Consider the following 24,354-nt stretch of genomic DNA (forward strand, 5'->3'; position numbering starts at 1 on the left):
ATATCTATTCCTCTTCTTCAATCCAAATGTCTTCAACATGCATATTTAAGGCTTTAGCAATTCTTATTGCTACAGGTAATGTAGGGATACTTTTTTCTTTTAAAATTAGACTCATAGTCGAACGTTGAATTTTAACTTTTTCTGCAAAAAAACTATATTTTATACCATTTTGGTCTAATATCTTTCGCAACTTACATTTCATCAATATCTCCTCCGTTTATGTATAGAGTTCGATAATTTTATGCAAATTCCTTTGCAAATAAAATTGTGAAGGACAGGCAATAATCATTCTTCTATATCATATACCTATATTACTTCCATTCGGAAGCCCACGAAGAAATCTACTTGGAATTCCAAATGGCACTGTAGATATCAATAGAGGAGAGGATTATATGCGTTCTCAGTATAGTTACCTCAATGCAACACCGTATTTATATTCATCAAAAGAACTACGTCACATGTATAACGAGTCAAGATCCAGAAAAGAGACGGAATCAATTCTTACTCACATGAGGAACCATGAAGTATTTGATAACAAAGAGTACAAAGGGTATTTCAGCTTATCACAAGTCATTGAAGAAGATTTATATGGAGAAGAGGAGGATATATTGAATTGGCAAGATTTAATGGAGCGGTATCAGATTGTAGCTACTAAATCGGGGATTAAATTTCGTGAAAAAGAAGAACTGACCGAGGAGGAATGGTTATGACACTTGCAGGGGAAGCGGTAATTATTTGGACAGCAACAGGTTTGTCTGTAATCGCGATGAGTGTAGCTGAAAAAATGGGGAAGAGTGTTCCACATTGGCTTCCACGTATAACCTTGTATACGACGCTTACGGGCTCGTTCTTATATCTTCTACGTTATATTCTCGTTATGTTTCTATGAAGGAATACGATGTGGAAGAGAGGGACAATAGACCTCACAAGCAAAAATGCTCGTCCGGTTATCTTCCAAAAAAATGCAACTATATCCTTATAGGATATATAAGGAGTGTTCATCAATGCTTGAATTATTGTTAATACCCGTTGCTTCATTTGGATATGCCTTGGTAAGTGATAAGCTCAAACGTAAAGATGATGATAAACGCAAGATACAAGTATTCTTTGAAGTGTCTGGAATTGCAATCAAAAGAGAAGATAGCTTACATTATCCAAAATTTCAAAAGCAAAAAGATGATGATCGCAGTACAACGTATATTTACACTTTACCTGTTGGAATGCCGAGCAAAATCATTCAGAAGGTAGAGGATGTTGTTTCTGAAGGACTAAATAAACCCATTCGAATCCAGTATGACAACTATAAATTGAACATTCGAGTATTCCATAAAGAAATACCTAAGAAGTGGGAATGGTCGACAGACTTAATTCAAGAGCGCAAATGGCGTGTACCAATCGGGCAAAGTTTAGAAGAGTTAATCTGTCATGACTTTGATAAAACACCGCACATGACTTTAGGTGGACTAACGAGGATGGGGAAAACGGTGTTTTTAAAGAATGTATTCACTTCACTTACTGTAGCTAATCCAGAGCATGTTCACTTTTACATTATTGATTTAAAGGGTGGATTGGAGTTTGGACCTTACAAGAACGTAAAACAGGTAGAATCTATTGCAGAAAAGCCAATTGAGGCCTTTCAAGTATTGAGTATGATTTTAAAAAGGATGGAAGAAAAAATGCTTTTTATGAAAGGACACCATTATACCAATGTGGTAGAAACAAATATAAAAGAACGCTATTTTATTATTGTGGATGAAGGCGCAGAGCTTTGTCCTGATAAAAGTATGAATAGAGAACAACAAAAGTTATTAGGAGCTTGCCAACAACTGCTGTCTCATATAGCGCGTATAGGTGGAGCGTTAGGGTTTAGATTAATTTTCTGTACACAGTATCCAACTGGGGATACGTTACCACGCCAAGTGAAACAGAATTCAGATGCAAAGCTAGGCTTCAGGTTACCAACAGCAACAGCTTCACAAGTTGTTATAGATGAACCAGGACTTGAAACCATACACAGCATTCCAGGGCGTGCGATTTTCAAGACTGATCGATTGACTGAAGTTCAAGTCCCTTATATTTCGAATGAAAAGATGTGGGATGTACTAAAACAATATGAGGTGAAGAAAGATGAACATCCAGACACATATCAAAATCAACAGACAAATGATGATTCTGACTTCGATTAGAAAGCTGAAATTTGCTACACGTAGGCATTTAATGGCTATACATGATTTAGGTGGCATAAGAAATGCAAACCGTATATTAAAGGATTTAAGCTCATTTGTGAATAGTACAGTGTATAAAAAAGAACATGTATATTACCTAAATAAAAATGGTAGAGAGTTCTTCGATGATAATGAGAAAGTTATACCCAATGGTCGGTTAGCTCATAGTCTTATGAGAAATGAAGCATGGCTCTATTTGTTTTGTCCTGATGACTGGCAAATAGAAGCACCAATCCGTTATAAAGTAAATGATCAAAAGAAAACGATTATTTCTGATGTAAAATTCCGAGATGACGACGGGATATTAAATGCTGTAGAAATTGATCGTAAACAGACGATGAATATAAACACTGAAAAAATGAATCGGTACGGTGAATTCACCGTGTATTATAAAAACAAATATAACGGGAAAGTCCCTATTATTCACTTTTTTACACTCACAGCATATAGGCAAAAAACATTGGAACAATTTGCTGTGCAGCAAGGTGTATATGCAAAGGTATATGTGGTACCCGAAGTGTAAAAGAAAGTATCACATACCAAATTCGGGGTCAAAATAATATTTGTTCATCAAGTTGTTCACGATACCATTGAAATAGGCGAACCTTCCTTTTTTCATACGGACCCCATCCTTTATTTTCATCGCAAATTCTTTCATGGCCTGTACACCAATATGTAATTCTTGTTCTTTATCAAAGGCAGTTTGCCCTGTTGTATGATTCACCACACGATTACATTGTTTCACTACTTTCCAAAATTCTTGAATGGTTTTCGCTGTTGAATAATAAGCAGAGGCTAGAGAAGCAAAACGTTCTGGAACCCAGTGTGCAATAAAATTTGCTTGTTGTACATTCTTTTCAGGTGTCGTGTCATCTGAATCTGCATTACGTTTATTTATATCTTTAATCTTTTGTTTTAAGGTTTTAGTAGTTGTTTTCTTGGTGTGACAAATTTCAGCATTTTTAGTAGGGTCTTCTGTGACAATTTGTTCTCCCACAATGATAGGCTGAATGACAATAATGTTGCTTGTTTGTCTCATATCACTCGGGCGTTTCATCTCTAGTTGTTTAATAATACCAAGTGACTCTAAATGTTGGCATACACGAATTACCGTTCTACGGCTAATATCGAGGTCTTCAGCAATGTGTTTTTTCGTTCTGAAAGATACACCAAGGAATTTAGAAGAATAGTTGTGCAATTTATTTAATACAGCTAATTGGTTTTTATTTAGTTGATCAGCAAATTGTTCTTTATATTCGCGTACTGTGTCATTTAGCTCCTTGAGAGTTTCAAAAGATACTAAGTTTGCATATGTTTCTATACTAGCAAGAATGGTAATAGCTTGTTTCTTTTTCATAACGGTTTGTCTCCTTTTTAGAAACAAAAAAGCAACGTCACCAATTGATTGGTAAACGTTGCGTAATAAACCCTATATGAGGTAAAATAACTCATGAGAGGATAGCAAGTGTTTACCTGGTTTTGGCAGGTGGACGGTTAATAGAGTGTGCAACCACTCTATTAACACGCTGTGCTCTTTTATTTTTTATTGGTTTCATTTCGAATTTTTCCGGTAACGAATGTGGTCACAAATAACCAGAAAAGTGTTGCCATTTATAAATTCAGGCAAAACGCAAAACTGCTTAATACAGCTGTTTGTTGCGCTTTTAGGCAATTTAAGTTTTATAGATAGTAGAAGAGTTAGGTGTCCACATGTCATTGACATTAGAAGTTGGTGAGTGGAGTACTGAGTCGTTTGTAATTAAAAAGTATGTTGTCGATGCGGATGAGGAAATGCTTGCTCTTTGTCAAAAGTTAATGACAGTATTCAGTTATAAAGCTTTCGGAATTCTTCCCGGAAAAATTGAAGTTATTAATTTAATAGAAGGAACTAAGTATGAGTACATTCCGAAACAGGAAGATATTATAACTGGAATGGCTGATTTATCTAGAATGAAAGAAATGTTGCAACAACCTGAGCATTATACAGAGCGTCATTTTCGTTCTGAGTGTATGAGTTGTGCGTTTCGTAGGGAATGCCAAGGGGAAGAAGTAAAGCAAGAAGCGAAGCAGAAGAAAAATATCGTACATTAAAGGATGCAAATTTGCATCCTTTTTTATTATTGACATGAAAAGCTTTTCATCATTTACCGTATATTTGTAGCAGATTTTAATAAAGGGAGGAATAATCAATGAAAGATGAAACGAAAGTATTTCAATGGTTAAAAGAACAGAATGCTCCTTTTGGAATTCAACTGCAAATTTTACAAGCGTTTCAACTATATCAAATCATTGTTGAAATGGATAAAAAGTTAATGATGTATGAAGAGAAAGAATATCGGAAGAGAATGTAATGTCATTCCTGTAGTATTATTTTCAGTTGTTCAGTACCCTCTAGGAATTTAAGTTCATTCTTTGTTTCAAAGTTATAAATTATATTATGTAGTAAAGGACTGTATTGATAAAAGATAGTGATGCGGTGAATGAGTAATGGGTCATGGTGTGAAATAAGCGTACTGTATTGTTCATATACAGATGTAGTAAATTCACGTCCGAAATCATAATATAGCCCAGCAAAATCAAAAGCAGGATCGCCAATTTGAGCATCACCAAAATCGATAACACCTGAAATGTTTTTGTTCTGTTTATTAAATAAAATATGATGATGTGTAAAATCAGCGTGAATAATTGTATTTTGAAAAATGGATGTATCGATACATGTAAAGAAATTTTTGAATAAACGATTTAAAGATGATTTCTGGAACGAAGTAAGACTGTTAGTAACATACTGATTTAACTTAGTTTGTAGCTCTTTCCAGTAGGTAAGTGTTTTTTCTATAGGGAATCCTAATATTTCCACACGTTGTAAAGGAATACTATGTAGAGCCGCAAGGAAAGTAGCTAATTGTGTAATAATTATTTTCCGTTCTTTTTCATCTAACTTCGCAACTATTTCTGTTTTTAACGGTTCACCATGAATGAGAGTATAGTAACTACAAAGTGGAAAAGTATCAGCATCATTTTTATATAATAGGTGATACTTTGGAACCTCGATTTCTTGTAGCAAATGAGAGAGAATTATGCACAGTTCTTTTTCTAAAGGAATTCGCATTGCATATTCTTGTTTTCGCGGGAAACGAAACAGTAGCTCCTCATTTACTATAACTGCTATATTATCCCATCCTTCTTCATTTTGTTTATATGAATGTATAGAAAGATTAGGCAAAGCTTCTTTTATATACTGTTTGTAAGAGTCCATAATTGTTCCTCATTTCTAAGTTAAGTTATTCCACTTTATGATATCAGAATTTTCTTTCTATATGTTAAAATATAACTATCATTATGAAGAAGGGCGGGAGTATCACGAAGAAAAGACTATTCATCATTTCTCTATGTATCGCTTTTGGATTGTTTTGGTCATATAAAGAAGAGGTTTTTGCTAGCTTTAAACCGATTGATCAGTACGGATTAAATAATGAATTAAAGAACAAAAGTATAGAAACTTTAACTCATAATGAAATGAAAAAGGTAGGAGAACATTTTGTGACAGAGCAATTATCAGTGTTTGAGCTTAATAATAAAGAAGATGTGAAACGAAAAGGTGAAGAACTATTTGTAAATAGAGGATATGAACAATTAATAGGAAATTATTATCCAAATCGGTTTCGGGATTTAGAGTATAAATTTATAAACGAGGACATACGTGAAGTGACGGATGAAAGTTTTCGTTATCAAACTGCAGCGTACGTTGCGGGTACTGAAAATGGTAAGAGAAGCGAAATGAAATTGAATTATGAAATGAAAATTGTAAAGGTTAATAATATATTTAAGGTGTTAGAACAAAAACAGTATGTACAATAAAGTGAAACATGAATCAGTGCTACAAATAGCGGATAAAAAAATCCCCCAGTTCTTTGAGGGATTCTAAAGGTTTTCATTTTGTTGACCAAGTTCTTTTTGAGCAATATATAAATTTCCTTGCTCGACTTGTTTTTGAGTAAGAACAGAATCACCTGCATACCCTTTTTCTGTTTGCACAGTTCTTTTTGAACGATTGGAATTTTGTTTCTTCATATAATAGACCACCCTCCATCAAAAATAAACGAAAATGATGAGTACGAGTAACACAGCAGCAAAAATGGTAATGCCCATTAAAAACGAGGTGTTTTTATATTTAGGTGGCTTATGTACATCTTGCCGATATCCAGGTGAAATTTCAGGGGCGAATTCTTCATTGAATGCTTGCTTTTTTTCTTTTTCGTCCATATGTATCCACCTTTCTTTTTCATTATGTTATACGTTCAAAGAAAAAATATGCATGAAGAAAACAGCCGCTATATCATTAGCGGCTGTTTTGCGTTGTATATTTTCTCTGGACTTGAAAGAGACGGATAAGTAGGAAGCTAGCTCCAAATGCTAGACCGATAATAAGACCGATCCAATAACCTTTCGCTGCCCATTCCGTATAAGTTGCTAATATGTAGCCAAGAGGAAGACCGATTACCCAATAAGCAATTAGCGTCATAATTAAGGCGACATTGACATCTTTATAACCACGCAGTGCCCCTTGTACGGGAGTTGCAATTGCATCTGAAATTTGAAATAAAATCGCAAATATAAGAAATTCTTTTGCTAAATGATGAACTTGTATATCTGTCGTATAAATAGAAGCAATTTCATCGTCAAAGAAGTAGAGAAGAATTGAATATAATAGGGCAAATGCAAGTGCTAAGCCAATCCCGATGAATCCATATTGTTTTGCGTTATTGTATCGCTTTGCTCCAACTTCAAATCCAACAGCGATGGTCATTGCCATTGCTAAACTTAAAGGAGTCATATATAACAAGGAAGCGAAGTTCATAGCCGCTTGATGAGCTGCGATTGTTGTCGTACTAAAATTACTCATCATAAGTGTCACCGCAGCAAAAATACTCGTTTCAAAAAAGATAGCAAATCCAATAGGGACGCCGAGTTTTAAGAATTCAGTCCAACTTGAAAGAGAAGGACGATATAATTGTTTAAATATATTGAAAGATGCGAAAGGCTCTTTCGTACGAATAATAATAACGGTAATGATTAAAATGCACCAATAGGTTGCTGCAGAAGCAATTGCCGCTCCAACACCACCGAGTTTTGGAAAACCGAAATGACCGAAAATTAATACATAATTTAATACTACGTTAATTGGTAATGATAGTAATGTAATGATCATCGTTGTGCGAGTTTTTCCTAATGCATCAATAAAGCCGCGTAAAACAGTGTAAGTAAATAAAGGGATAATTCCAATTGCAATAATACTTAAAAATTGTGCCGCAATACGTTCCACTGGTTCTTCCAGGCGCATGCCGTTTAAAATAGGTGAAACAGCGAAGAAACCGATAAGGATGACCACGAAACTAGCACAAATTGCTAAATATACTGCTTGTATGACAACTTGGGGAACATCCTCTTTTTTCTTTGATCCAACGAGCTGCGCAACAATTGGAATAGTAGCCATTAAAATTCCTGTTAATCCGGTACTAACGGGAAGCCATATACTTGTTCCGATAGCAACACCAGCTAAATCAATAGGACTTGCGTGCCCTGACATTGTCGTATCGAAAAAACTCATTGCAAATAATGACATTTGCGTTACGAAAATCGGGAAAAATAGTAATACAAATTGCTTTAATTTTTGTGAGAATGAATTAGTTTCCTTCATAAAATCCCCTTTCCGCTAAAAAAACAAACTCTTACTATCATACAATTTAATCAAAAAATAGAAAAGAAATACGCGCATACAACATGTACAATCAATAAAAAAAAGATGCACTTTAAAAGGGGATAAGGTATTATGATAAGGTGTGAAAAATTACATATTCGTTATTAAGGAGGCACTACTCGTGGCTGATTGGTTAATTGGAATAATCATGGGTGCTGTTGAAGGTTTAACAGAGTTTTTACCAGTTTCATCAACAGGACATATGATTTTAACAGGTCATTTACTTGGATTTGACGACGAGAGAGCGAAAGTTTTCGAAGTTGTTATTCAATTGGGATCGATTTTAGCAGTTGTTGTTATATTTTGGAAGCGTCTATGGTCTTTAGTAGGTATAGGAAAAGTAACAGATGGACCATCGTTAAATTTATTACATATTATTATCGGGATGATTCCTGCCGGCATACTTGGCGTATTGTTCCATAGTGCGATTAAAGAAGTTTTATTTGGGCCAGGCCCAGTTGTCATCAGTTTAGTGGCTGGTGGTATTTTAATGATTGTTGCTGAGAAGTTTTCAAAACCAAGTACAGCAAGAACATTAGATGAAATCACATATAAGCAAGCATTTACAATTGGGATGTTCCAATGTTTAGCGCTTTGGCCAGGATTTTCTCGTTCTGGTTCTACAATAAGTGGTGGTTTATTAGCTCGCGTGTCACATACAGCGGCGGCTGAATATACATTTATTTTAGCAGTACCAATGATGGTAGCTGCAAGTGGTTTAGATTTAATTAAAAGCTGGGATATATTAAGTGCGGCTGATATTCCGTTATTTGCAACAGGATTTATTACAGCATTCGTTGTTGCGATGCTTGCAATTGTTTCATTCTTAAAATTATTAGGTCGTGTAAAACTAACACCGTTCGCTTACTACCGTTTCATTTTAGCTGCGGTATTCTATTTCTTCATTATGTAATAAAAAACTGCCGAGTTCGGCAGTTTTTTATTTTACTACTTTTTCCATCATGCTTTCCATTACATGTTCCCAAAGAGAAGTATCATCAGCTAATGTAGCACGGAAATTAGCGTACATTTCTTTTTGTTTCTCTTCGAATGTTGGATCTTCTTTTTCAGGCAATGTAGCGCGCATTGAAGTTACTAACTCTTGTACTTTTGGAGCGCGTGGTCCCCAAACGGCTTGTTCATTTCCATCTTTATCAATGAAAATAAAAATTGGAATGGCACGTGCTGTTCCATTTGTTAAATATTGATATGAGATTATTAATTCTAAGTTTTCATCGCGAATTAATAATCTCATATCAATATTTGCAACTTCAGAAATTCGTTTCATAACAGGTACGCATAAAAGAGCGTCACCACACCAATCAGCTGTTAATACGATAACACGCCAGCTATCATTTTTGCGTTCTTCTAATACAGGAAGTAATTCATTTGGAATTAAAAAGTTATTGTAAATGTGCAGTAGCTCGTATTGATTTACTTTCATTTCATTCACATATGTATCAAAGGACATACCTTTATCAGCCCATTGTTGTAAGTTCATAAGTAACACCTCTTTAGTATGATTTATTTTCATTGTACCAATTTTTATATAGAAAAGCTTGTATTCTTACTCTTTCTTGTCACTTAATAATTGATTTAATAGGAAAAAGAATAGTACGACACATAATTCAGTAAGATTGGACAGTTGTACGCTCTCTATCCAATCATCGGCAGTATGAATGACGAACCAATCTAGCGTAATTTCAATGATTGCAAAAAGAGTAATAGCCAGCCAATTTGGCATGTTTTTTGTCATTGGATATAGCAACGCCTTGAGGAAACCGAAGATAAAGAATGTAATACCGTCTAAGAAAGTGATTAATAGAAAAAATAGAAGTAAAGCAGTGCGTGATCTATACTCTATACCTGTAATATGAAAGATTGCTACATATACAAAGAATATAAATGCAAAAGTTATAATGAGAAACAGAATAACAAAACCAATAATCAAAGTCTTATCTTTTAGATTGAGATTAGAAAATTTGTCTTCTTCACTCACTATTTCATCCCCTTTTTCTGGAAAATCAACTTTATTGTATCATGAAATATCTATTAAAAAACTACGAATTATGGGAAAATAAGGTGACAAAAAGTAAGATTTCATGTAAAATTATTAATAAGGTTTTTATTTAACTAAATGAAATAAAAGGGGCTGTCAAAGTTGTCTCAAAATCGAGAGCAATTAATGGAAGAACTATCGACAAATGTTTTTGCTATGTTCCGCACGTTGCGTAATGATATTGGAAAGATATTTGGTGGTTACATACCGTGGAATGAGTTCATCGTCCTTAGAATATTGAATCGTACGAATAAAGAAATGGTATCACGTGTAGCCAATGAGTTAAATGTGTCGAATAGTCATATTACAGCTGTTACAGAAAAATTAATTAATAAAGGTTTTGTAACTCGTTCACGTTCTACGTCTGATCGCAGAGTTGTATATTTGGAGATTACAGAACAAGGAAAAGATTTAGTTGCGAAAATGGAAGGGGAGAAAAAGAAATATTTACAAGAAAGATTCTCCGCGCTTTCAGAAGAAGAAATGAATATAATGATATCAATTTCTAAAAAACTTATTTAATTCATTACAAGTAAGAAAACGCTTACGTAATAAAGGAGAAGACCTTCCCTATGTGAGGAAGGTCTTCTTTCGTATGTAAAAGATTATAAAAAAGAAAATATGTAACATACTACTAGTAAAGGAAGGGGGCAGACATATGACAAATCGAAATGGTAGTAAAGGGAGCGGAAATCAAGGCTCACCAAAATCAGGGAAATTTCAGCAAGAGTTTAGTACTGAATTTGAGACTGGTAATGATAACAAAGGAAAAGAATATCGTTCGAAAAAAGGAAGTAAATCAAAAAAGGAGTGAAATAATTCACTCCTTTTTTGATTTACGATGCTGCGGATTGATCCTTATTATATTTTTCTTCTGATTTTGCGACGATCATTGCGCAAATTGCATCTCCGGAAATATTTACAGCTGTTCTTGACATATCTAAAATGCGATCAATACCGATAATTAAGGCAATACCTTCTACCGGTAGATTTACTTGATTTAAAACCATCGTAAGCATTACAAGTCCAACACCTGGTACACCAGCGGTACCGATACTAGCTAGTACAGCAGTTAATACGACGACAGCTAATTGGGTCACTGTAAGTTCAACGCCGTATACTTGAGCGATAAATACAGTTGCTACACCTTGCATAATGGCAGTGCCATCCATATTAATCGTTGCACCTAGTGGTTGTACAAAAGAACTTATCGCTTTTGGAACACCAAGTTTTTCTTGTGCTGTTTTCATTGCAAATGGAAGAGATGCATTAGAGCTAGATGTACTAAACCCAATTGCCATTACCGGTCCGAAATGTTTAAAGAAACGGACAATACTTTCTTTTGCTAATACCTTTAATAATCCGCCATACACGAAGACGCCGTGAATAATAAGTACTAGCATAACGACAATCATATACTTGAACATCGCAGCGACGCCTGCAAGACCCATTTTACCAACGGATGAAGCGAGCAATCCAAATGTTCCGATTGGTGCTAATTTCATAACGAGATTAACAAGATACATCATTAATTCGTTGCCCTGTTCAAGTAATGAATGGATACCTTGAACCCGTTTTCCTAAAATAGCTATACCGAGTCCGATTAATACGGCAAAGGCAATAATTTGTAACATGTTTCCATCAGCCATCGCTTTTGCTGGGTTATCTGGCACGATATTTAGCAATGTATCGACGAAAGATGTTTCGGTTTTTTCACCTTCATATTTAAGTCCTTCGGTTTTAAAGTTACCGCCAGATCCTGGTTGTATAATAAGTGCAAATGTAACTGCAATAGAGATGGCAACAGCTGTTGTTACGAGGAAGAATGAAATTGATTTTAAGCCGATTCGTCCAAGTTGCTTCGGGTCTCCAAGCCCAGCAGCCCCAAGCACGATAGAAATGAATACAACAGGAACAACTAGCATTTTAATGAGGCGAATAAACAATTGACCAAGTGGATTGAACACATATTGATTTAATGGTTCAAAAATGGATGGTGCAGCTAAATTTAAAGTGAGTCCGACAACTAAACCGAGAAATAATGCGATTAAGATTGCTTTTGTTTGTTTCAATAAAATCCCCCCTTATTTTTTGTAAAATAGCTTTCTACATTAATTGTACCGAAAAAATACCTATTTTGACAATATTTTCTGAATATTTTGTATAAAATTATCAATTTAAATATATATTGCTTTTGCTAGAGTAAGCAAAAAAGTTGGAAAATCTAGTTAGAAAACAAAATAGACCATCACATAGGATGGTCTAGGGAAGGGGACAATTTATGTCAATTTAATTAGGGATGGAAGTTGTTCAAGACACTGGGGAATGTCTTATAAATTAGGGAGGAACAACTTCGATACATATACTATAAAAGATAGATGTGACCAGGGTGTGAACAGAGGGTGAAAGAGAGAGGGAGTTTTACATAAAGGATAGAGTAAACAAAAAATAAGACCATCGCATAAGAGATGGTCAAGGAAGGGGACAATTTATGTCAATTTAATTAGGGATGGAAGTTGTTCAAGACACTGGGGAATGTCTTATAAATTAGGGAGGAACAACTTCGATACATATACTATAAAAGGTGGATGTGACCTTGGTGTGAACATAGAGTGAAAGAGAGAGGGAATTTTAAGTAGAAGATAGAGTAAACAAAAAATAAGACCATCGCATAAGAGATGGTCAAAGGAAGGGGACAATTTATGTCAATTTAATTAGGGATGGAAGTTGTTCAAGACACTGGGGAATGTCTTATAAATTAGGGAGGAACAACTTCGATACATATACTGAGGGTGTTGCAAAACTAAAATAAATATGCAATGTTATGAATCAGAAAAACTAGCTGAACATGTAATAAATAGCGATTTTGACCATACCAACGTGGCTGTTCCAGCCCTTTATCTTTGAGATGACCAAACTGTTGTTCAATTTTCCCACGCTCTTTCATCAACTGTTTGCCAAAGATGGTTTGTGCAAAATGAGATAATACACGGCGATGTGTACTTTTGCTTTGTTCGCCATTACGTGGGTTAATTGGATTCACCGCAAAAATATCACATGTTTTTGCAATTTCATAAATGCGCTGACTATCATAAGCAGCATCTGCAATGGAAAATAACACATTTTGATTTTGTATATCTTGAAGCAATACAGGAGCCATTTTGCTATCATGTACGTTCGCTGTTGTAAATGCATACGACAATACAACACCTTCTGGTGTAGAACAGACATGAGCTTTATATCCCTTATACCAACCATAACGAGTAGATTTCCCCCATTTTGCTTGGGAATCATATAAACTACTCCGTAAGGCAGTGCTATCAATTAAAACACACGGAATTAATCCTAAATTCATTTCTTCAAGAGTTTGTTTATGAATCAACGGAATACCTTCATTGCGAAACCAAGTTCCTACACGTGAGAAAGTGGATATATGAGGAACAAAGGAAAGACCACAAGATACACGAAATGAAGGATATTGATGCAAAAAGCGAGTTAACTTACGTAATGAATTGATTTGGAATACCGTTTTCACAAAAAAACATTTGAGTAAAGCTTTTCTACAGATAGGTGGGCGGCCTGTAATAGGCGGAACGCCTCCAATGGTTAAACTGTCTACGTAGGCAAATAAAATGTGTAAAATGGATTGATTGTGATCAAAATTGGTTATCATACTAGTAAATCCGTCCTTTCTGGAGATAGTTTAGGGTACTATCATTCTTCCAGGAAAACGGATTTTTTTATGCATTTATTTTTGAATATTTATGAGTTTTGCAACACCCTCATACTATAAAAGGTGGATGTGACCTTGGTGTGAACATAGAGTGAAAGAGAGAGGGAGTTTTAAATAGAAGATAGAGTAAACAAAAAATAAGACCATCGCATAAGAGATGGTCAAGGAAGGGGACAATTTATGTCAATTTAATTAGGGATGGAAAGCTGTTCAAGACACTGGGGAATGTTTTATAAATTAGGGAGGAACAGCTCCGATACATATACTATAAAAGGTGGATGTGACCTTGGTGTGAACATAGAGTGAAAGGTATGAGAATTTGAGAAATGATACATATAAAATGATTGTTGCGAGAGTTGTAGAGTACGAATAAATATAATAGAAAGTTTCTTGTCATAAAATGAAGTGGAGTTCGAGTATAAATAAAAGTTGAAATCTTAAAAAAAAAGGATTATGCTCAACTATATTATAAGAATATAAGGTTTATCCCGCTATGTAAGGTTTCTTATAAGCCTTTAGTTATGAGGGGAAAAGGGAGTTAGTGAATATGGAAGTAACAAAAAGACAAGGGCTGTATAATCGTTTTATACGATTAAATCCACCACAAATATTAGCACTAGGTTTTTTCTGCTTAATTGTGGTTGGCGGTTTGTTATTAAAGTTACCATTCGCAACGAAAGTACATATTAGTTGGGTAGATGCTTTCTTTACGGCAACGTCAGCAGCAACTGTAACGGGATTAGGAGTAGTAGATACTGCAAGTACGTTTACAATGTTTGGCGAGATTGTTATTATGTTTTTAATTCAAACAGGTGGTTTAGGTCTTATGACAATTGCCATTTTAATTGTTTGGGTATTAGGTAAAAAAATCGGGTTACGCCATCGATTATTAATCGGAGAGGCATTTAATCAGACAAATATAGGTGGTCTCGTAAAATTAGTAAAACGTGCCTTTATATTTTCAATTTGTATTGAGCTTATTGGAGTCATCTTTTTATCGTTTCGCTTTGTTCCAGAGTTTGGCTTTGGAAAAGGTGTATACTATAGTATTTTTCACGTTATTGCATCTTATAATAATGCTGGATTTGCTCTATGGCCGGATAATTTAACAAGGTATGTAGGAGATCCTATTGTTAATATTGGGATTTGCTCATTAATCGTAATTGGTGGTCTCGGTTTTACCGTATTAATTGATATATGGTATAGTCGTAGCTTTCGAAAATTATCACTTCATTCTAAAATCATGATTGTTGGAACAGTAGCGTTAAATGTTATAGCAATGATTGTGATTTTTGTATTGGAATATAATAATGTGAAGACGTTAGGGAATTTACCTTTAAATGAAAAGTTATGGGCTTCTTTCTTCCAAGGTATTACTCCTCGTACTGCTGGATTTAATACAGTTGACTACGGAGGTATGGAAGAATCATCTATATTATTTACGATGGTTTTAATGTTTATTGGTGCAGGAAGTGTATCAACGGGTGGAGGAATTAAATTAACAACGTTTGTTATTTTAGTTACATCTGTCCTTTCTTTCTTTAGAAAGAAAGAGGAAATCGTTTTATTTCAGCGTACAATTAAAATGTCGACAGTAACGAGAGCGTTAGCGATTGCTGTTGCCAGTCAAATCCTCATTTTTGCAGCAGTATTTGTATTAATGCTTACAGAAGACTTTAGTTTTATTCAGTTACTATTTGAAACAATTTCAGCATTTGGTACAGTAGGGTTAACGATGGGGATTACTGCGAAGTTATCAGCGTTTGGAAAATGTATTATTATGTTTGTTATGTTTTGCGGATTAATTGGACCGTTAACACTTGTCTTTTCTTTAGCACGACCAGCAAAACAAAAAATTAAATATCCATCGGAAGATGTATTTACAGGATAAGGTATCCCGCATAAAGCGAGATACCTTTTTCTTTTTAAAAAAGGGAGAACAATAATCCGACAAGCGCTACTCGGAATAAAATTGCAATGAGTGCAGCAATTCCGCCGACAATTGCAGCGATCCCACCAGTTACAGTAGCTCCGCGATTATAAGCGTAAATCCCTAGTAATACAGAAACAAGACCAAATAATGTTGGGAAAGTGAAGAGTGATAAGATAGATAGAGCAAGAGCGATAAAGCCAGCAGTTGATCCAGCGGCGGACGATCTTACATCATCTTTATTATCTTTCTCATCGTAATCATAATCAATGCGCTGTGGTGCAACCTCAGCTGCATATTCTTCTTTATAGTCACTATAATCACTATCTATTCTATCTCTTTTTTTATACTCATCAAATTTCTCAGTCAAAGTCATGACTCCTTTCATAACAAGGTTCAATAGTAGTATGCATCTCTTTTTCTTTTTTATCCTGCTATTATAGGCCGTAAACATCTGATTGCTGATGGCTAATAATCAGTGGGTGATGAACAAAGCCCTGCTGATTAAAGTTTCACTTTATCCGAGCGAGTACAAGGCGTAATTCCACTTAGAAGAGTAGAATTGTTTTTTTGAAATAGGAAAAGTTAGTATGACTTCCTCTATTTTGGAAAGTATAAAAAAGAATAATGAGGAAAGGGTGCAATACATAATGGAACATCCAATTGAAGATTTAATGAAAACAGCAATGACAAATTTAAAAGAGATGGTAGATGTAAATACGATTGTCGGAAGTCCAGTTTCAACAGCTGATGGAAATGTAGTATTAACAGTATCTCAAGTGGCTTTTGGTTTTGGTGCCGGCGGAAGTGACTTTAAAGGTGATTTTATTTCCGAAAAGCATAATAACGGACAAGGGAAGCATAAAGAGAACAAGCAAAGCCATCCATTTGGAGGCGGAAGCGGGGCTGGGGTTTCTATTAGCCCAGTTGCTTTTTTAGTAGTCGGTTCTAACGGTGTGCAAGTATTACACCTCAATAGTAGTACACATTTAATTGAAAAGGCTTTAAATACGGTACCAAGCACTGTAGATAAATTTGTAAATGGTCGCCAAAAGTGAACTTGCATTTTTTAGGAATTATGATATATTAGAAAAAGTGCGCTTTAAGATGATCGGAATAATTGAACTGTAAATATATATGATGTGTGGAATAAGGGAGAGGAATTTATGATTAATATCAAAAACTTAGTAGTTGGCTTATGTATGTTAGTAAGCGGTTTTGTTGTATATGTAATAAAAGAAAAAGCTCCATTCTAAAACAGACAAACCGTTACTGTCTGTTTTTAATTTGTGAAAAATGTTGACAAGTTATTGTATTGGTGTTAAAATTTTAATTCGTGTCTCGGTTACAGCTAGTGTAAAGTAAATAAATCTTATAAATATAATACGAAAAGTTTGCAAAAGATCGGGTAGTCTTACCAACAACTTTTGTGAACAAACCCTATAAATTATTATTGTAGGCTTTATATGTATACTAGTGAATCAAGGAGCGGTCAGTGGAACCGTAATGATGAGAGAGAGGTAGGGCTTTCATCCAGTATATGTTACTTTCCCGTTAGGTGAATATAAAAAAGAGGACTCCTTTTCAAAAGGAGTCCTCTTTCTTTTTGTATAATACATTTAAGTGCGGCTCTCAACTTGCTGACAAATTTCATCTGTTGTTAAACCATGAGCTGCAATTACCGATCCCTTAATTGATGCATCTGCAATACCCATCATATTAGAATCTTGCCCAGTTACAACACAACAATCGCACCCTTGTGCATCATGTTCGGAGCCCAGGGTAACAACTTCATGTCCCTGTTGCTGAAGAGCTTGTTGAACATCTGTTAATGAGTTTTCAACGCCAATTCTAGCCATAATTCTCACCTCCTACCATCTAGTTGCTAGTATGCCCAAGTCCACTGCATATATTTATGAAAAGATGGTAGGAAGTAAATCTTTGTTTAGTCGTTATATACACCAGTAAGCATTTGACTTACGAATTGATCGTTTAAAGTATCTTGGGCAGAAGAAGTATTTGAATGAATGTCAATTGAAGCAATAAAATTATTATGTTCTTTATTATTTGGTTCTACCTCTACATAATTATCGAATTTACAAAAACCTTTCGTATCCATTAGATCAAATAGTTGAAGCATTTCTACTACCTCTTGTCTCGTTCCTTTAATTTGTACACATGCCATATTGCTTTCCTCCTTCATTTTGACAAATTGTTTTTTAAAAATAGGATTATGATTACGAAACGAAAAATATGAATGTTATTTTTAGACAGCTTTATTTTTATTATTTTCCCCCTTTTTCAGCAAAAGTCGTTGTATATTCCTGAATTTATAAAAACGGACGTCCGTTTATTGAATACAATAGATTCGTATCAATTGATGAAAATCCTTCTTTTAAACAAATATTTTTTTAGTGAAAATTGGCGAAAAAAAATTTTTGACTTTTTGTAAACGTTAACAATGCTGTTAAATCAATATAATCAAAGATGTACGTACGATTAAAAATTATAAATTTTCTAAAAATTAACTTGATTTATTTAGAAAGGAGAGTAAACTAGGAAACAATAAAAAATTCATAGAACATAGGAGGCGCTTTCCAGTGAACGAGCAATGGATTTTCTTAAATGGAGAATTTGTTCCAAAAGACGAGGCAAAAGTTTCAGTATATGATCATGGTTATTTATATGGCGATGGAGTATTTGAAGGAATTAGAGTATATAGCGGTAATGTTTTCCGTTTGAGAGAGCATCTTGTCCGGTTATATGAATCAGCAAAATCCATCATGTTAGAAATTCCATATTCTTTAGATGAAGTAACGAATATTGTTGTTGAGACGATTCGACAAAATAAATTATCTAATGGATACATTCGCCTTGTTGTATCGAGAGGAGCAGGAAATCTTGGATTAGATCCTGATTCTTGTAAGAAACCGAATGTAGTAGTAATTGCAGAACAACTATCTTTATTCCCGCAAGAATATTATGAAAAGGGGATTCCGGTTGTAACAGTTGCAACGCGCCGAAACCGTCCAGATGTTTTGTCGCCTCAAGTAAAATCTTTAAATTACTTAAACAATATTTTAGTTCGTATTGAAGCGAAATTAGCTGGAGTACAAGAAGCACTTATGTTAAATGATCAAGGATACGTAGCTGAAGGCTCAGGAGATAACGTGTTTATTGTAAAAGGAAATAAATTAATTACACCACCAAGTTCTGCTGGAGCGTTAGAAGGCATTACACGAAACGCTATTTTAGAAATCGGTGAAAAACTTGGATATGACGTTAGAGAAGAGTTATTTACAAGACATGATGTATATGTAGCTGATGAAGTATTTTTAACAGGAACGGCTGCTGAAGTAATTGCTGTTACGACAGTAGATGGTAGAACGATTGGTTTAGGGCAAACGGGTCCACATACGAATCGTTTATTAGAAGAATTCCGAAAGTTAGTTATAGAAGATGGAGAGAAGATTTACGAAGAAAATAAAGTTGGATAACAACTCTTTATAATATACGAAAGCGTTGAGAGGGAGGAGTAGTTGATTGTGAAGCCTTACAGAGAGTCGGTGGCTGCTGAAAACCGATGGTTCACGTCGACGAACATCGCCCTTGAGTGCTAAGCTGAAGCATTTGTCTAGGCTTAGACGGTAGCTCCGTTATTAGCTAGACTCATTTATGGGTCACTGAGGCAAGAGTATTCTTGCGAAGAAGGGTGGTACCGCGAAATCTTTCGTCCCTTCAGCACATAGCTGGAGTGTGGACGTAGGATTTTTTTTATTGATAAAAGTTTTCAAAAAGGGGGCTTATAAGAACAATGTCTTCAAAAACGGAAGAGAAACTGGCAACTGGTGCACAGCTATTGTTAGAAGCGCTAGAAAAGGAAGGAGTAGAAGTAATTTTCGGTTATCCTGGTGGTGCTGTTTTACCTCTTTATGATGCACTCTATGATTGTGAAATTCCGCATATTTTAACAAGGCATGAGCAAGGAGCTATTCACGCCGCTGAAGGGTATGCCAGAATTACTGGTAATCCAGGGGTTGTCATTGCAACGAGTGGACCAGGTGCTACAAATGTTATTACGGGTCTAGCAGATGCGATGATTGATTCATTACCACTTGTTGTATTTACAGGGCAAGTAGCAACGACGTTAATTGGAAGTGATGCTTTTCAAGAAGCAGATATTATGGGGCTTACGATGCCGGTAACAAAACATAACTATCAAGTGCGAAAGGCTTCAGATTTACCTCGAATTATTAAAGAAGCATTTCATATTGCTAGAACAGGAAGACCAGGCCCAGTCGTTATTGACCTTCCGAAAGATATGGTAGTAGAGCAAGGAGAACGATGTAATGACGTACAAATGGATTTACCAGGATACAACCCTAATTATGAACCGAATTTACTCCAAATAAACAAATTATTACAAGCAATTAAGGCTGCAAACAAGCCGTTAATTTTAGCTGGAGCAGGTGTATTGCATGCGAAGGCTTCGAAAGAATTAACAAGTTTTGCTCGTAAATATAAAATTCCTGTTGTGCATACATTACTTGGTCTCGGTGGGTTTCCGCCAGATGATGAACTTTTTCTAGGGATGGGAGGAATGCACGGTTCTTACACAGCCAATATGGCTTTATATGAATGCGACTTACTTATTAATATAGGTGCAAGATTTGATGATCGCCTTACTGGAAATTTGGCTTATTTTGCTAAAGAGGCGACTGTTGCGCATATTGATATTGATCCAGCAGAAATCGGAAAAAATGTGCCGACTGAAATTCCAATTGTTGCAAGTGCTAAGCGAGCGCTGGAAGTATTACTTCAACCAGAAGGAAGGAAAGAAAATCATCATAATTGGCTCTCTTTATTAAAGAGTAGAAAAGAACAGTATCCACTATCTTATAAAAGGAATTCGGAAAGTATTAAGCCTCAATACGCAATTGACATGTTATATAAAATTACGAAAGGAGAAGCGATTGTAACAACAGATGTTGGGCAACATCAAATGTGGGCAGCCCAATATTATCCGCTCAAAACTCCTGATAAATGGGTAACTTCAGGAGGATTAGGAACGATGGGCTTCGGATTTCCAGCAGCAATTGGTGCGCAAATTGCAAAGCCTGAGGAACTAGTTATTGCAATTGTAGGTGACGCTGGATTTCAAATGACCTTGCAAGAATTAAGTGTGTTAAAAGAACACTCATTGCCTGTTAAAGTATTTATTTTAAATAATGAAGCTTTAGGAATGGTAAGACAATGGCAAGATGAATTTTATAATCAAAGATACTCGCACTCTTTACTGTCGTGTCAACCAGATTTCGTCGCTCTTGCTAATGCGTATGGCATAAAAGGAGTTCGTATAGATGATCCACTTCTTGCAAAGAAGCAAATACAGCAGGCGATTGAATTACAAGAACCAGTCGTAATTGATTGCCGTGTACTTCAATCAGAAAAGGTAATGCCGATGGTTGCGCCAGGGAAAGGTGTTCACCAAATGGAGGGAGTGGAAAAAAGGTGAAGAGAATTGTTACAGCGACAGTTCGAAATCAAAGTGGTGTGTTAAACCGAATTACGGGTGTTATGACACGAAGACATTTTAATATTGAAAGTATTTCAGTAGGTCATACGGAATCATCGGACATATCGCGGATGACGATTGTTGTACACGTTGAAAATGAACAGCAAGTGGAGCAGTTAATTAAACAACTTCATAAGCAAATTGATGTTCTGAAAGTATCAGATATTACAGAAGAAGCGATGATCGCAAGAGAACTTGCACTTATTAAAGTAGCAACATCGGTAGCAAGAGCAGAATTATATAGTTTAATTGAACCGTTTCGAGCCGCTGTAATAGATGTTGGGAAGGATTCCATAGTTGTGCAAGTAACTGGTACGCAGGAGAAAGTAGAAGCATTAATTGAATTACTTCGTCCGTATGGTTTGAAAGAGATTGCTAGAACAGGTGTAACAGCATTTACGCGTAGTATGAAAAAACAAGATAAGCAAGTTATGTTAATTCAATAATCATTTAAATATAGGGGGAAATGAAAATGACAAAAGTTTATTATGAGAAAGATGTAACGGTAAATGTATTAAAAGAAAAGAAAGTAGCAATCATTGGATATGGTTCGCAAGGTCATGCGCATGCGCAAAACTTACGTGATAACGGATTTGATGTAGTAGTAGGTTTAAGAAAAGGGAAGTCTTGGGATAAAGCGAAAGAAGATGGGTTTTCTGTATATACAGTAGCAGAAGCAGCGGAAAAAGCTGATGTAGTAATGATTCTACTACCAGATGAACTCCAGCCAGAAGTATATGAAGCGGAAATTGCGCCAAATTTAAAGGCAGGAAATTCTCTCGTTTTTGCACACGGATTTAATGTTCACTTTGATCAAGTGAAACCACCAGCTAATGTAGATGTATTTCTAGTAGCGCCAAAAGGTCCAGGGCATCTTGTGCGCCGTACATTTGCTGAAGGTGGAGCTGTTCCTGCATTATTTGCAGTATACCAAGATGCAACAGGAGTTGCGACTGAAAAGGCACTTTCTTATGCCGATGGAATTGGAGCGACGAGAGCTGGTGTATTAGAAACGACATTTAAAGAAGAAACAGAAACAGATTTATTTGGAGAGCAAGCTGTACTTTGCGGCGGAGTAACTGCGCTAGTAAAAGCTGGATTTGAAACGTTAGTTGAAGCTGGTTATCAACCGGAACTTGCATATTTTGAATGTTTACATGAACTAAAACTAATCGTTGACCTTATGTATGAAGGCGGACTTGAAAATATGAGGTATTCAGTTTCAGATACAGCGCAGTGGGGCGACTTCGTATCAGGACCACGCGTTGTAACGGAAGATACGAAGAAAGCGATGGGTACAGTGCTAGCAGAAATTCAAGATGGTACATTTGCAAGAGGCTGGATTGCAGAGCATAAAGCAGGAAAACCAAATTTCCATGCGACAAATGAGAAAGAGAATGAACACGAAATTGAAGTAGTTGGACGTAAATTACGTGAAATGATGCCGTTTGTACAGCCGCGAGTAAAGGCAGGGGTCAAATAATATGAAGCAGATTTTGTTCATGGATACGACGCTACGTGATGGCGAACAATCACCAGGAGTGAATTTAAATGAACAAGAGAAATTGCAAATTGCAAGGCAATTAGAGAGACTAGGTATTAATGTCATGGAAGCTGGTTTTGCAGCAGCTTCCGAAGGGGATTTTCAATCGGTAAAACGCATCGCAAATACCATTCAAAATGCTACAGTTATGAGTTTAGCTAGAGCGAAAGAAAGTGATATTCGAAGAGCATATGAAGCGGTGAAAGGTGCTGTATCTCCTCGTCTACACGTATTTTTAGCTACAAGTGATATTCATATGAAATATAAACTTTGTATGTCAAAAGAAGATGTATTAGATAGTATTCACCGCTCGGTTACACTCGGGAAATCATTATTTCCGACAGTACAATTTTCTGCAGAAGATGCGACAAGAACAGCAAGAGATTTTTTAGCTGAAGCAGTTGAAGTTGCGATTCGTGCAGGAGCGAATGTAATTAATATTCCAGATACAGTTGGATATACAAATCCAGAAGAATATTATTCTCTTTTTAAATACTTACAAGAATCCGTTCCTTCATATGAAAAAGCAATTTTCTCTTGTCATTGTCACGATGATCTTGGGATGGCAGTAGCAAATTCATTAGCTGCGGTTGAAGGCGGAGCGTTGCAAGTAGAAGGAACAATTAATGGAATTGGAGAAAGAGCAGGGAATGCGGCGCTAGAAGAGGTCGCAGTTGCTCTTCATATTAGAAAAGATCTCTATAAAGCGGAGTCTTCTATGACGCTAAAAGAAATTAAAGCGACGAGTACATTAGTAAGCAGATTAACAGGTATGGTTGTACCGAAAAATAAAGCGATCGTTGGAGCGAATGCATTTGCTCATGAATCCGGAATTCATCAAGATGGTGTTTTAAAAGAAGTGACAACATATGAAATTATTGAACCAGCGCTAATAGGCGAATCTCAAAATCTATTCGTACTTGGAAAACATTCTGGACGTCACGCGTTTACAGAAAAAATGAAAGAGCTTGGCTATGAATTTACAAACGAAGAGCGGGATGCAGTATTTGAAGCATTTAAAAAATTAGCTGATCGTAAAAAGGAAATTACTGAGGAAGATTTACGTGCACTTATGCTTGGGGAATCAGCATTTGCGGCTCAGCAATATAACATTACGCAACTACAAGTTCATTTCGTATCAAATAGTACACAATGCGCGACAGTTGTGCTAAAAGACGAAGAAGGAAATGTATACGAAGATGCAGCCACTGGTTCTGGTAGTATTGAAGCAATTTATAATGCAATCCAAAGAATTTTAGGATTAGAATGTGAATTGGCGGATTATCGCATACAATCTATTACACAAGGTCAAGATGCACTGGCTCATGTTCATGTTGAATTAAAAGAAGGAACGCATCAAGTATCAGGTTTTGGTGTTGCACAAGACGTATTGGAAGCTTCGGCGAGAGCATATGTCCATGCAGCAGGGAAATTGAAATCTTTTATCCAGCTTGTGAAATAAGTGTTTGATAGGTGGGAGAAGCTTTCCTCACCTATCAAAATAAAGTTCTGAAAATTCAGTTAAAAGGAG

At 35.7% G+C, this 24,354-nt stretch carries 30 protein-coding genes, 2 pseudogenes and 1 other annotated feature; of the genes and pseudogenes, 19 read left to right on the forward strand and 13 right to left on the reverse strand.

Annotated elements, in window-relative coordinates; translation table 11 throughout:
* Positions 1-4: 4 nt before the first annotated feature.
* The gene (locus QCI41_RS25515; protein ID WP_030024438.1) at positions 5-202 is read right to left on the reverse strand and encodes a helix-turn-helix transcriptional regulator; all 198 of its coding nucleotides are present in this window, start codon (positions 200-202) and stop codon (positions 5-7) included.
* Between the two features lie 190 nt (positions 203-392).
* Here QCI41_RS25515 and QCI41_RS25520 point away from each other — a divergent pair, with 190 nt between their 5' ends.
* The 4 genes from QCI41_RS25520 to QCI41_RS25535 all read left to right on the forward strand — a co-directional run bounded on the left by QCI41_RS25520 (position 393) and on the right by QCI41_RS25535 (position 2,748).
* Positions 393-710, forward strand: a complete 318-nt coding sequence (locus QCI41_RS25520; RefSeq protein WP_086389600.1) for a hypothetical protein — start codon at positions 393-395, stop codon at positions 708-710.
* A complete protein-coding gene (locus QCI41_RS25525) occupies positions 707-889 on the forward strand; it encodes a hypothetical protein (protein ID WP_000170776.1) in 183 nt (60 codons plus the stop codon). The genes QCI41_RS25520 and QCI41_RS25525 overlap by 4 nt, the downstream gene beginning before the upstream one ends.
* A gap of 115 nt (positions 890-1,004) precedes the next feature.
* Entirely contained in the window at positions 1,005-2,186 is a 1,182-nt protein-coding gene (locus QCI41_RS25530; RefSeq protein ID WP_353836346.1) for an FtsK/SpoIIIE domain-containing protein, read from the forward strand.
* Positions 2,128-2,748, forward strand: a complete 621-nt coding sequence (locus QCI41_RS25535) for a replication-relaxation family protein (protein WP_353836345.1) — start codon at positions 2,128-2,130, stop codon at positions 2,746-2,748. Before QCI41_RS25530 ends, QCI41_RS25535 begins: the two co-directional genes overlap by 59 nt.
* A 9-nt stretch (positions 2,749-2,757) precedes the next feature.
* On the opposite strand, the gene QCI41_RS25540 is transcribed toward QCI41_RS25535, so the two are convergent.
* Positions 2,758-3,582 (reverse strand): Fic family protein, encoded by an 825-nt coding sequence (locus QCI41_RS25540; protein WP_353836344.1) that lies wholly within the window; start codon positions 3,580-3,582, stop codon positions 2,758-2,760.
* Between the two features lie 332 nt (positions 3,583-3,914).
* Here QCI41_RS25540 and QCI41_RS25545 point away from each other — a divergent pair.
* Both QCI41_RS25545 and QCI41_RS25550 read left to right on the forward strand, forming a co-directional pair.
* Positions 3,915-4,316: pseudogene (locus QCI41_RS25545) on the forward strand (hypothetical protein); the annotation flags it as partial.
* Between the two features lie 98 nt (positions 4,317-4,414).
* Entirely contained in the window at positions 4,415-4,576 is a 162-nt protein-coding gene (locus tag QCI41_RS25550; protein WP_353836343.1) for a hypothetical protein, read from the forward strand.
* A 2-nt stretch (positions 4,577-4,578) separates the two neighbouring features.
* Here QCI41_RS25550 and QCI41_RS25555 read toward each other — a convergent pair whose 3' ends face one another.
* Positions 4,579-5,481, reverse strand: a complete 903-nt coding sequence (locus tag QCI41_RS25555; protein WP_353836342.1) for an aminoglycoside phosphotransferase family protein — start codon at positions 5,479-5,481, stop codon at positions 4,579-4,581.
* Positions 5,482-5,564: 83 nt separating this feature from the next.
* Between QCI41_RS25555 and QCI41_RS25560 the strand changes: the two genes are divergently transcribed.
* On the forward strand, positions 5,565-6,083 hold the full coding sequence (locus QCI41_RS25560) for a hypothetical protein (protein ID WP_000715248.1): 519 nt from the start codon (positions 5,565-5,567) through the stop codon (positions 6,081-6,083).
* Between the two features lie 63 nt (positions 6,084-6,146).
* Here QCI41_RS25560 and QCI41_RS25565 read toward each other — a convergent pair whose 3' ends face one another.
* The 3 genes from QCI41_RS25565 to QCI41_RS25575 all read right to left on the reverse strand — a co-directional run bounded on the left by QCI41_RS25565 (position 6,147) and on the right by QCI41_RS25575 (position 7,923).
* A complete protein-coding gene (locus QCI41_RS25565; protein ID WP_000744624.1) occupies positions 6,147-6,296 on the reverse strand; it encodes a hypothetical protein in 150 nt (49 codons plus the stop codon).
* Positions 6,297-6,314: 18 nt separating this feature from the next.
* Positions 6,315-6,488 carry a 2-isopropylmalate synthase gene (locus tag QCI41_RS25570; RefSeq protein WP_046958206.1) on the reverse strand — a complete coding sequence of 58 codons (174 nt, stop codon included), beginning with the start codon at positions 6,486-6,488 and terminating at the stop codon, positions 6,315-6,317.
* Positions 6,489-6,564: 76 nt separating this feature from the next.
* Complete coding sequence (locus QCI41_RS25575) at positions 6,565-7,923, reverse strand: MATE family efflux transporter (RefSeq protein WP_353836341.1); 1,359 nt, start codon at positions 7,921-7,923, stop codon at positions 6,565-6,567.
* Positions 7,924-8,104: 181 nt separating this feature from the next.
* Between QCI41_RS25575 and uppP the strand changes: the two genes are divergently transcribed.
* Positions 8,105-8,896: a bacitracin resistance undecaprenyl-diphosphatase gene (gene uppP, locus QCI41_RS25580; protein WP_000796242.1), complete on the forward strand. Its 792-nt coding sequence runs from the start codon at positions 8,105-8,107 to the stop codon at positions 8,894-8,896.
* A 27-nt stretch (positions 8,897-8,923) separates the two neighbouring features.
* On the opposite strand, the gene QCI41_RS25585 is transcribed toward uppP, so the two are convergent.
* Together QCI41_RS25585 and QCI41_RS25590 are read right to left on the reverse strand one after the other, a co-directional pair.
* Positions 8,924-9,517 (reverse strand): thioredoxin family protein, encoded by a 594-nt coding sequence (locus QCI41_RS25585; protein ID WP_353836340.1) that lies wholly within the window; start codon positions 9,515-9,517, stop codon positions 8,924-8,926.
* Between the two features lie 33 nt (positions 9,518-9,550).
* A complete protein-coding gene (locus QCI41_RS25590) occupies positions 9,551-9,982 on the reverse strand; it encodes a regulatory YrvL family protein (RefSeq protein ID WP_353836339.1) in 432 nt (143 codons plus the stop codon).
* A gap of 162 nt (positions 9,983-10,144) precedes the next feature.
* Here QCI41_RS25590 and QCI41_RS25595 point away from each other — a divergent pair, with 162 nt between their 5' ends.
* Together QCI41_RS25595 and QCI41_RS25600 are read left to right on the forward strand one after the other, a co-directional pair.
* The gene (locus QCI41_RS25595) at positions 10,145-10,564 is read left to right on the forward strand and encodes a MarR family winged helix-turn-helix transcriptional regulator (RefSeq protein ID WP_000081442.1); all 420 of its coding nucleotides are present in this window, start codon (positions 10,145-10,147) and stop codon (positions 10,562-10,564) included.
* A gap of 136 nt (positions 10,565-10,700) precedes the next feature.
* Positions 10,701-10,856, forward strand: a complete 156-nt coding sequence (locus QCI41_RS25600; protein WP_353836338.1) for an imidazoleglycerol-phosphate dehydratase — start codon at positions 10,701-10,703, stop codon at positions 10,854-10,856.
* A gap of 22 nt (positions 10,857-10,878) precedes the next feature.
* On the opposite strand, the gene QCI41_RS25605 is transcribed toward QCI41_RS25600, so the two are convergent.
* A complete protein-coding gene (locus QCI41_RS25605; RefSeq protein ID WP_353836337.1) occupies positions 10,879-12,114 on the reverse strand; it encodes a dicarboxylate/amino acid:cation symporter in 1,236 nt (411 codons plus the stop codon).
* Between the two features lie 731 nt (positions 12,115-12,845).
* The gene (locus tag QCI41_RS25610; RefSeq protein ID WP_353836336.1) at positions 12,846-13,715 is read right to left on the reverse strand and encodes a transposase; all 870 of its coding nucleotides are present in this window, start codon (positions 13,713-13,715) and stop codon (positions 12,846-12,848) included.
* 607 nt (positions 13,716-14,322) lie between these two features.
* On the opposite strand from QCI41_RS25610, the gene QCI41_RS25615 reads away from it, so the two are divergent.
* Positions 14,323-15,666, forward strand: a complete 1,344-nt coding sequence (locus tag QCI41_RS25615) for a TrkH family potassium uptake protein (RefSeq protein WP_353836335.1) — start codon at positions 14,323-14,325, stop codon at positions 15,664-15,666.
* Between the two features lie 34 nt (positions 15,667-15,700).
* Here the strand turns inward: QCI41_RS25615 and QCI41_RS25620 are convergent, their stop codons facing one another.
* Complete coding sequence (locus QCI41_RS25620; RefSeq protein ID WP_002007169.1) at positions 15,701-16,093, reverse strand: hypothetical protein; 393 nt, start codon at positions 16,091-16,093, stop codon at positions 15,701-15,703.
* 202 nt (positions 16,094-16,295) lie between these two features.
* On the opposite strand from QCI41_RS25620, the gene ytfJ reads away from it, so the two are divergent.
* On the forward strand, positions 16,296-16,763 hold the full coding sequence (gene ytfJ / locus QCI41_RS25625) for a GerW family sporulation protein (protein ID WP_052767434.1): 468 nt from the start codon (positions 16,296-16,298) through the stop codon (positions 16,761-16,763).
* 108 nt (positions 16,764-16,871) lie between these two features.
* On the forward strand, positions 16,872-16,961 hold the full coding sequence (locus QCI41_RS25630; protein ID WP_000608225.1) for a hypothetical protein: 90 nt from the start codon (positions 16,872-16,874) through the stop codon (positions 16,959-16,961).
* Positions 16,962-17,324: 363 nt separating this feature from the next.
* Here QCI41_RS25630 and QCI41_RS25635 read toward each other — a convergent pair whose 3' ends face one another.
* Positions 17,325-17,564, reverse strand: coding sequence for a YkuS family protein (locus QCI41_RS25635; protein WP_000101010.1), 240 nt, complete (start codon positions 17,562-17,564; stop codon positions 17,325-17,327).
* Positions 17,565-17,650: 86 nt separating this feature from the next.
* Positions 17,651-17,890, reverse strand: coding sequence for a DUF3911 family protein (locus QCI41_RS25640; protein ID WP_000752504.1), 240 nt, complete (start codon positions 17,888-17,890; stop codon positions 17,651-17,653).
* A gap of 68 nt (positions 17,891-17,958) precedes the next feature.
* On the opposite strand from QCI41_RS25640, the pseudogene QCI41_RS25645 reads away from it, so the two are divergent.
* The 6 genes and pseudogenes from QCI41_RS25645 (at position 17,959) to leuA (ending at position 24,285) form a co-directional block, all read left to right on the forward strand.
* Positions 17,959-18,164: pseudogene (locus tag QCI41_RS25645) on the forward strand (hypothetical protein).
* 141 nt (positions 18,165-18,305) lie between these two features.
* Complete coding sequence (ilvE, locus tag QCI41_RS25650) at positions 18,306-19,202, forward strand: branched-chain-amino-acid transaminase (protein WP_001005497.1); 897 nt, start codon at positions 18,306-18,308, stop codon at positions 19,200-19,202.
* Positions 19,203-19,218: 16 nt separating this feature from the next.
* Positions 19,219-19,446, forward strand: a binding site (T-box leader).
* A gap of 73 nt (positions 19,447-19,519) precedes the next feature.
* Entirely contained in the window at positions 19,520-21,220 is a 1,701-nt protein-coding gene (gene ilvB / locus QCI41_RS25655; protein WP_353836334.1) for an acetolactate synthase large subunit, read from the forward strand.
* A complete protein-coding gene (gene ilvN, locus QCI41_RS25660; protein ID WP_000822948.1) occupies positions 21,217-21,726 on the forward strand; it encodes an acetolactate synthase small subunit in 510 nt (169 codons plus the stop codon). Before ilvB ends, ilvN begins: the two co-directional genes overlap by 4 nt.
* Before the next feature lie 20 nt (positions 21,727-21,746).
* Positions 21,747-22,763 carry a ketol-acid reductoisomerase gene (gene ilvC, locus QCI41_RS25665; RefSeq protein WP_097857419.1) on the forward strand — a complete coding sequence of 339 codons (1,017 nt, stop codon included), beginning with the start codon at positions 21,747-21,749 and terminating at the stop codon, positions 22,761-22,763.
* A gap of 1 nt (position 22,764) precedes the next feature.
* Entirely contained in the window at positions 22,765-24,285 is a 1,521-nt protein-coding gene (gene leuA, locus QCI41_RS25670) for a 2-isopropylmalate synthase (protein WP_353836333.1), read from the forward strand.
* The last annotated feature ends 69 nt before the right edge of the window (positions 24,286-24,354 follow it).

The sequence above is a fragment of the Bacillus cereus group sp. MG4 genome (genome assembly GCF_040460055.1).
Taxonomy (GTDB): domain Bacteria; phylum Bacillota; class Bacilli; order Bacillales; family Bacillaceae_G; genus Bacillus_A; species Bacillus_A wiedmannii.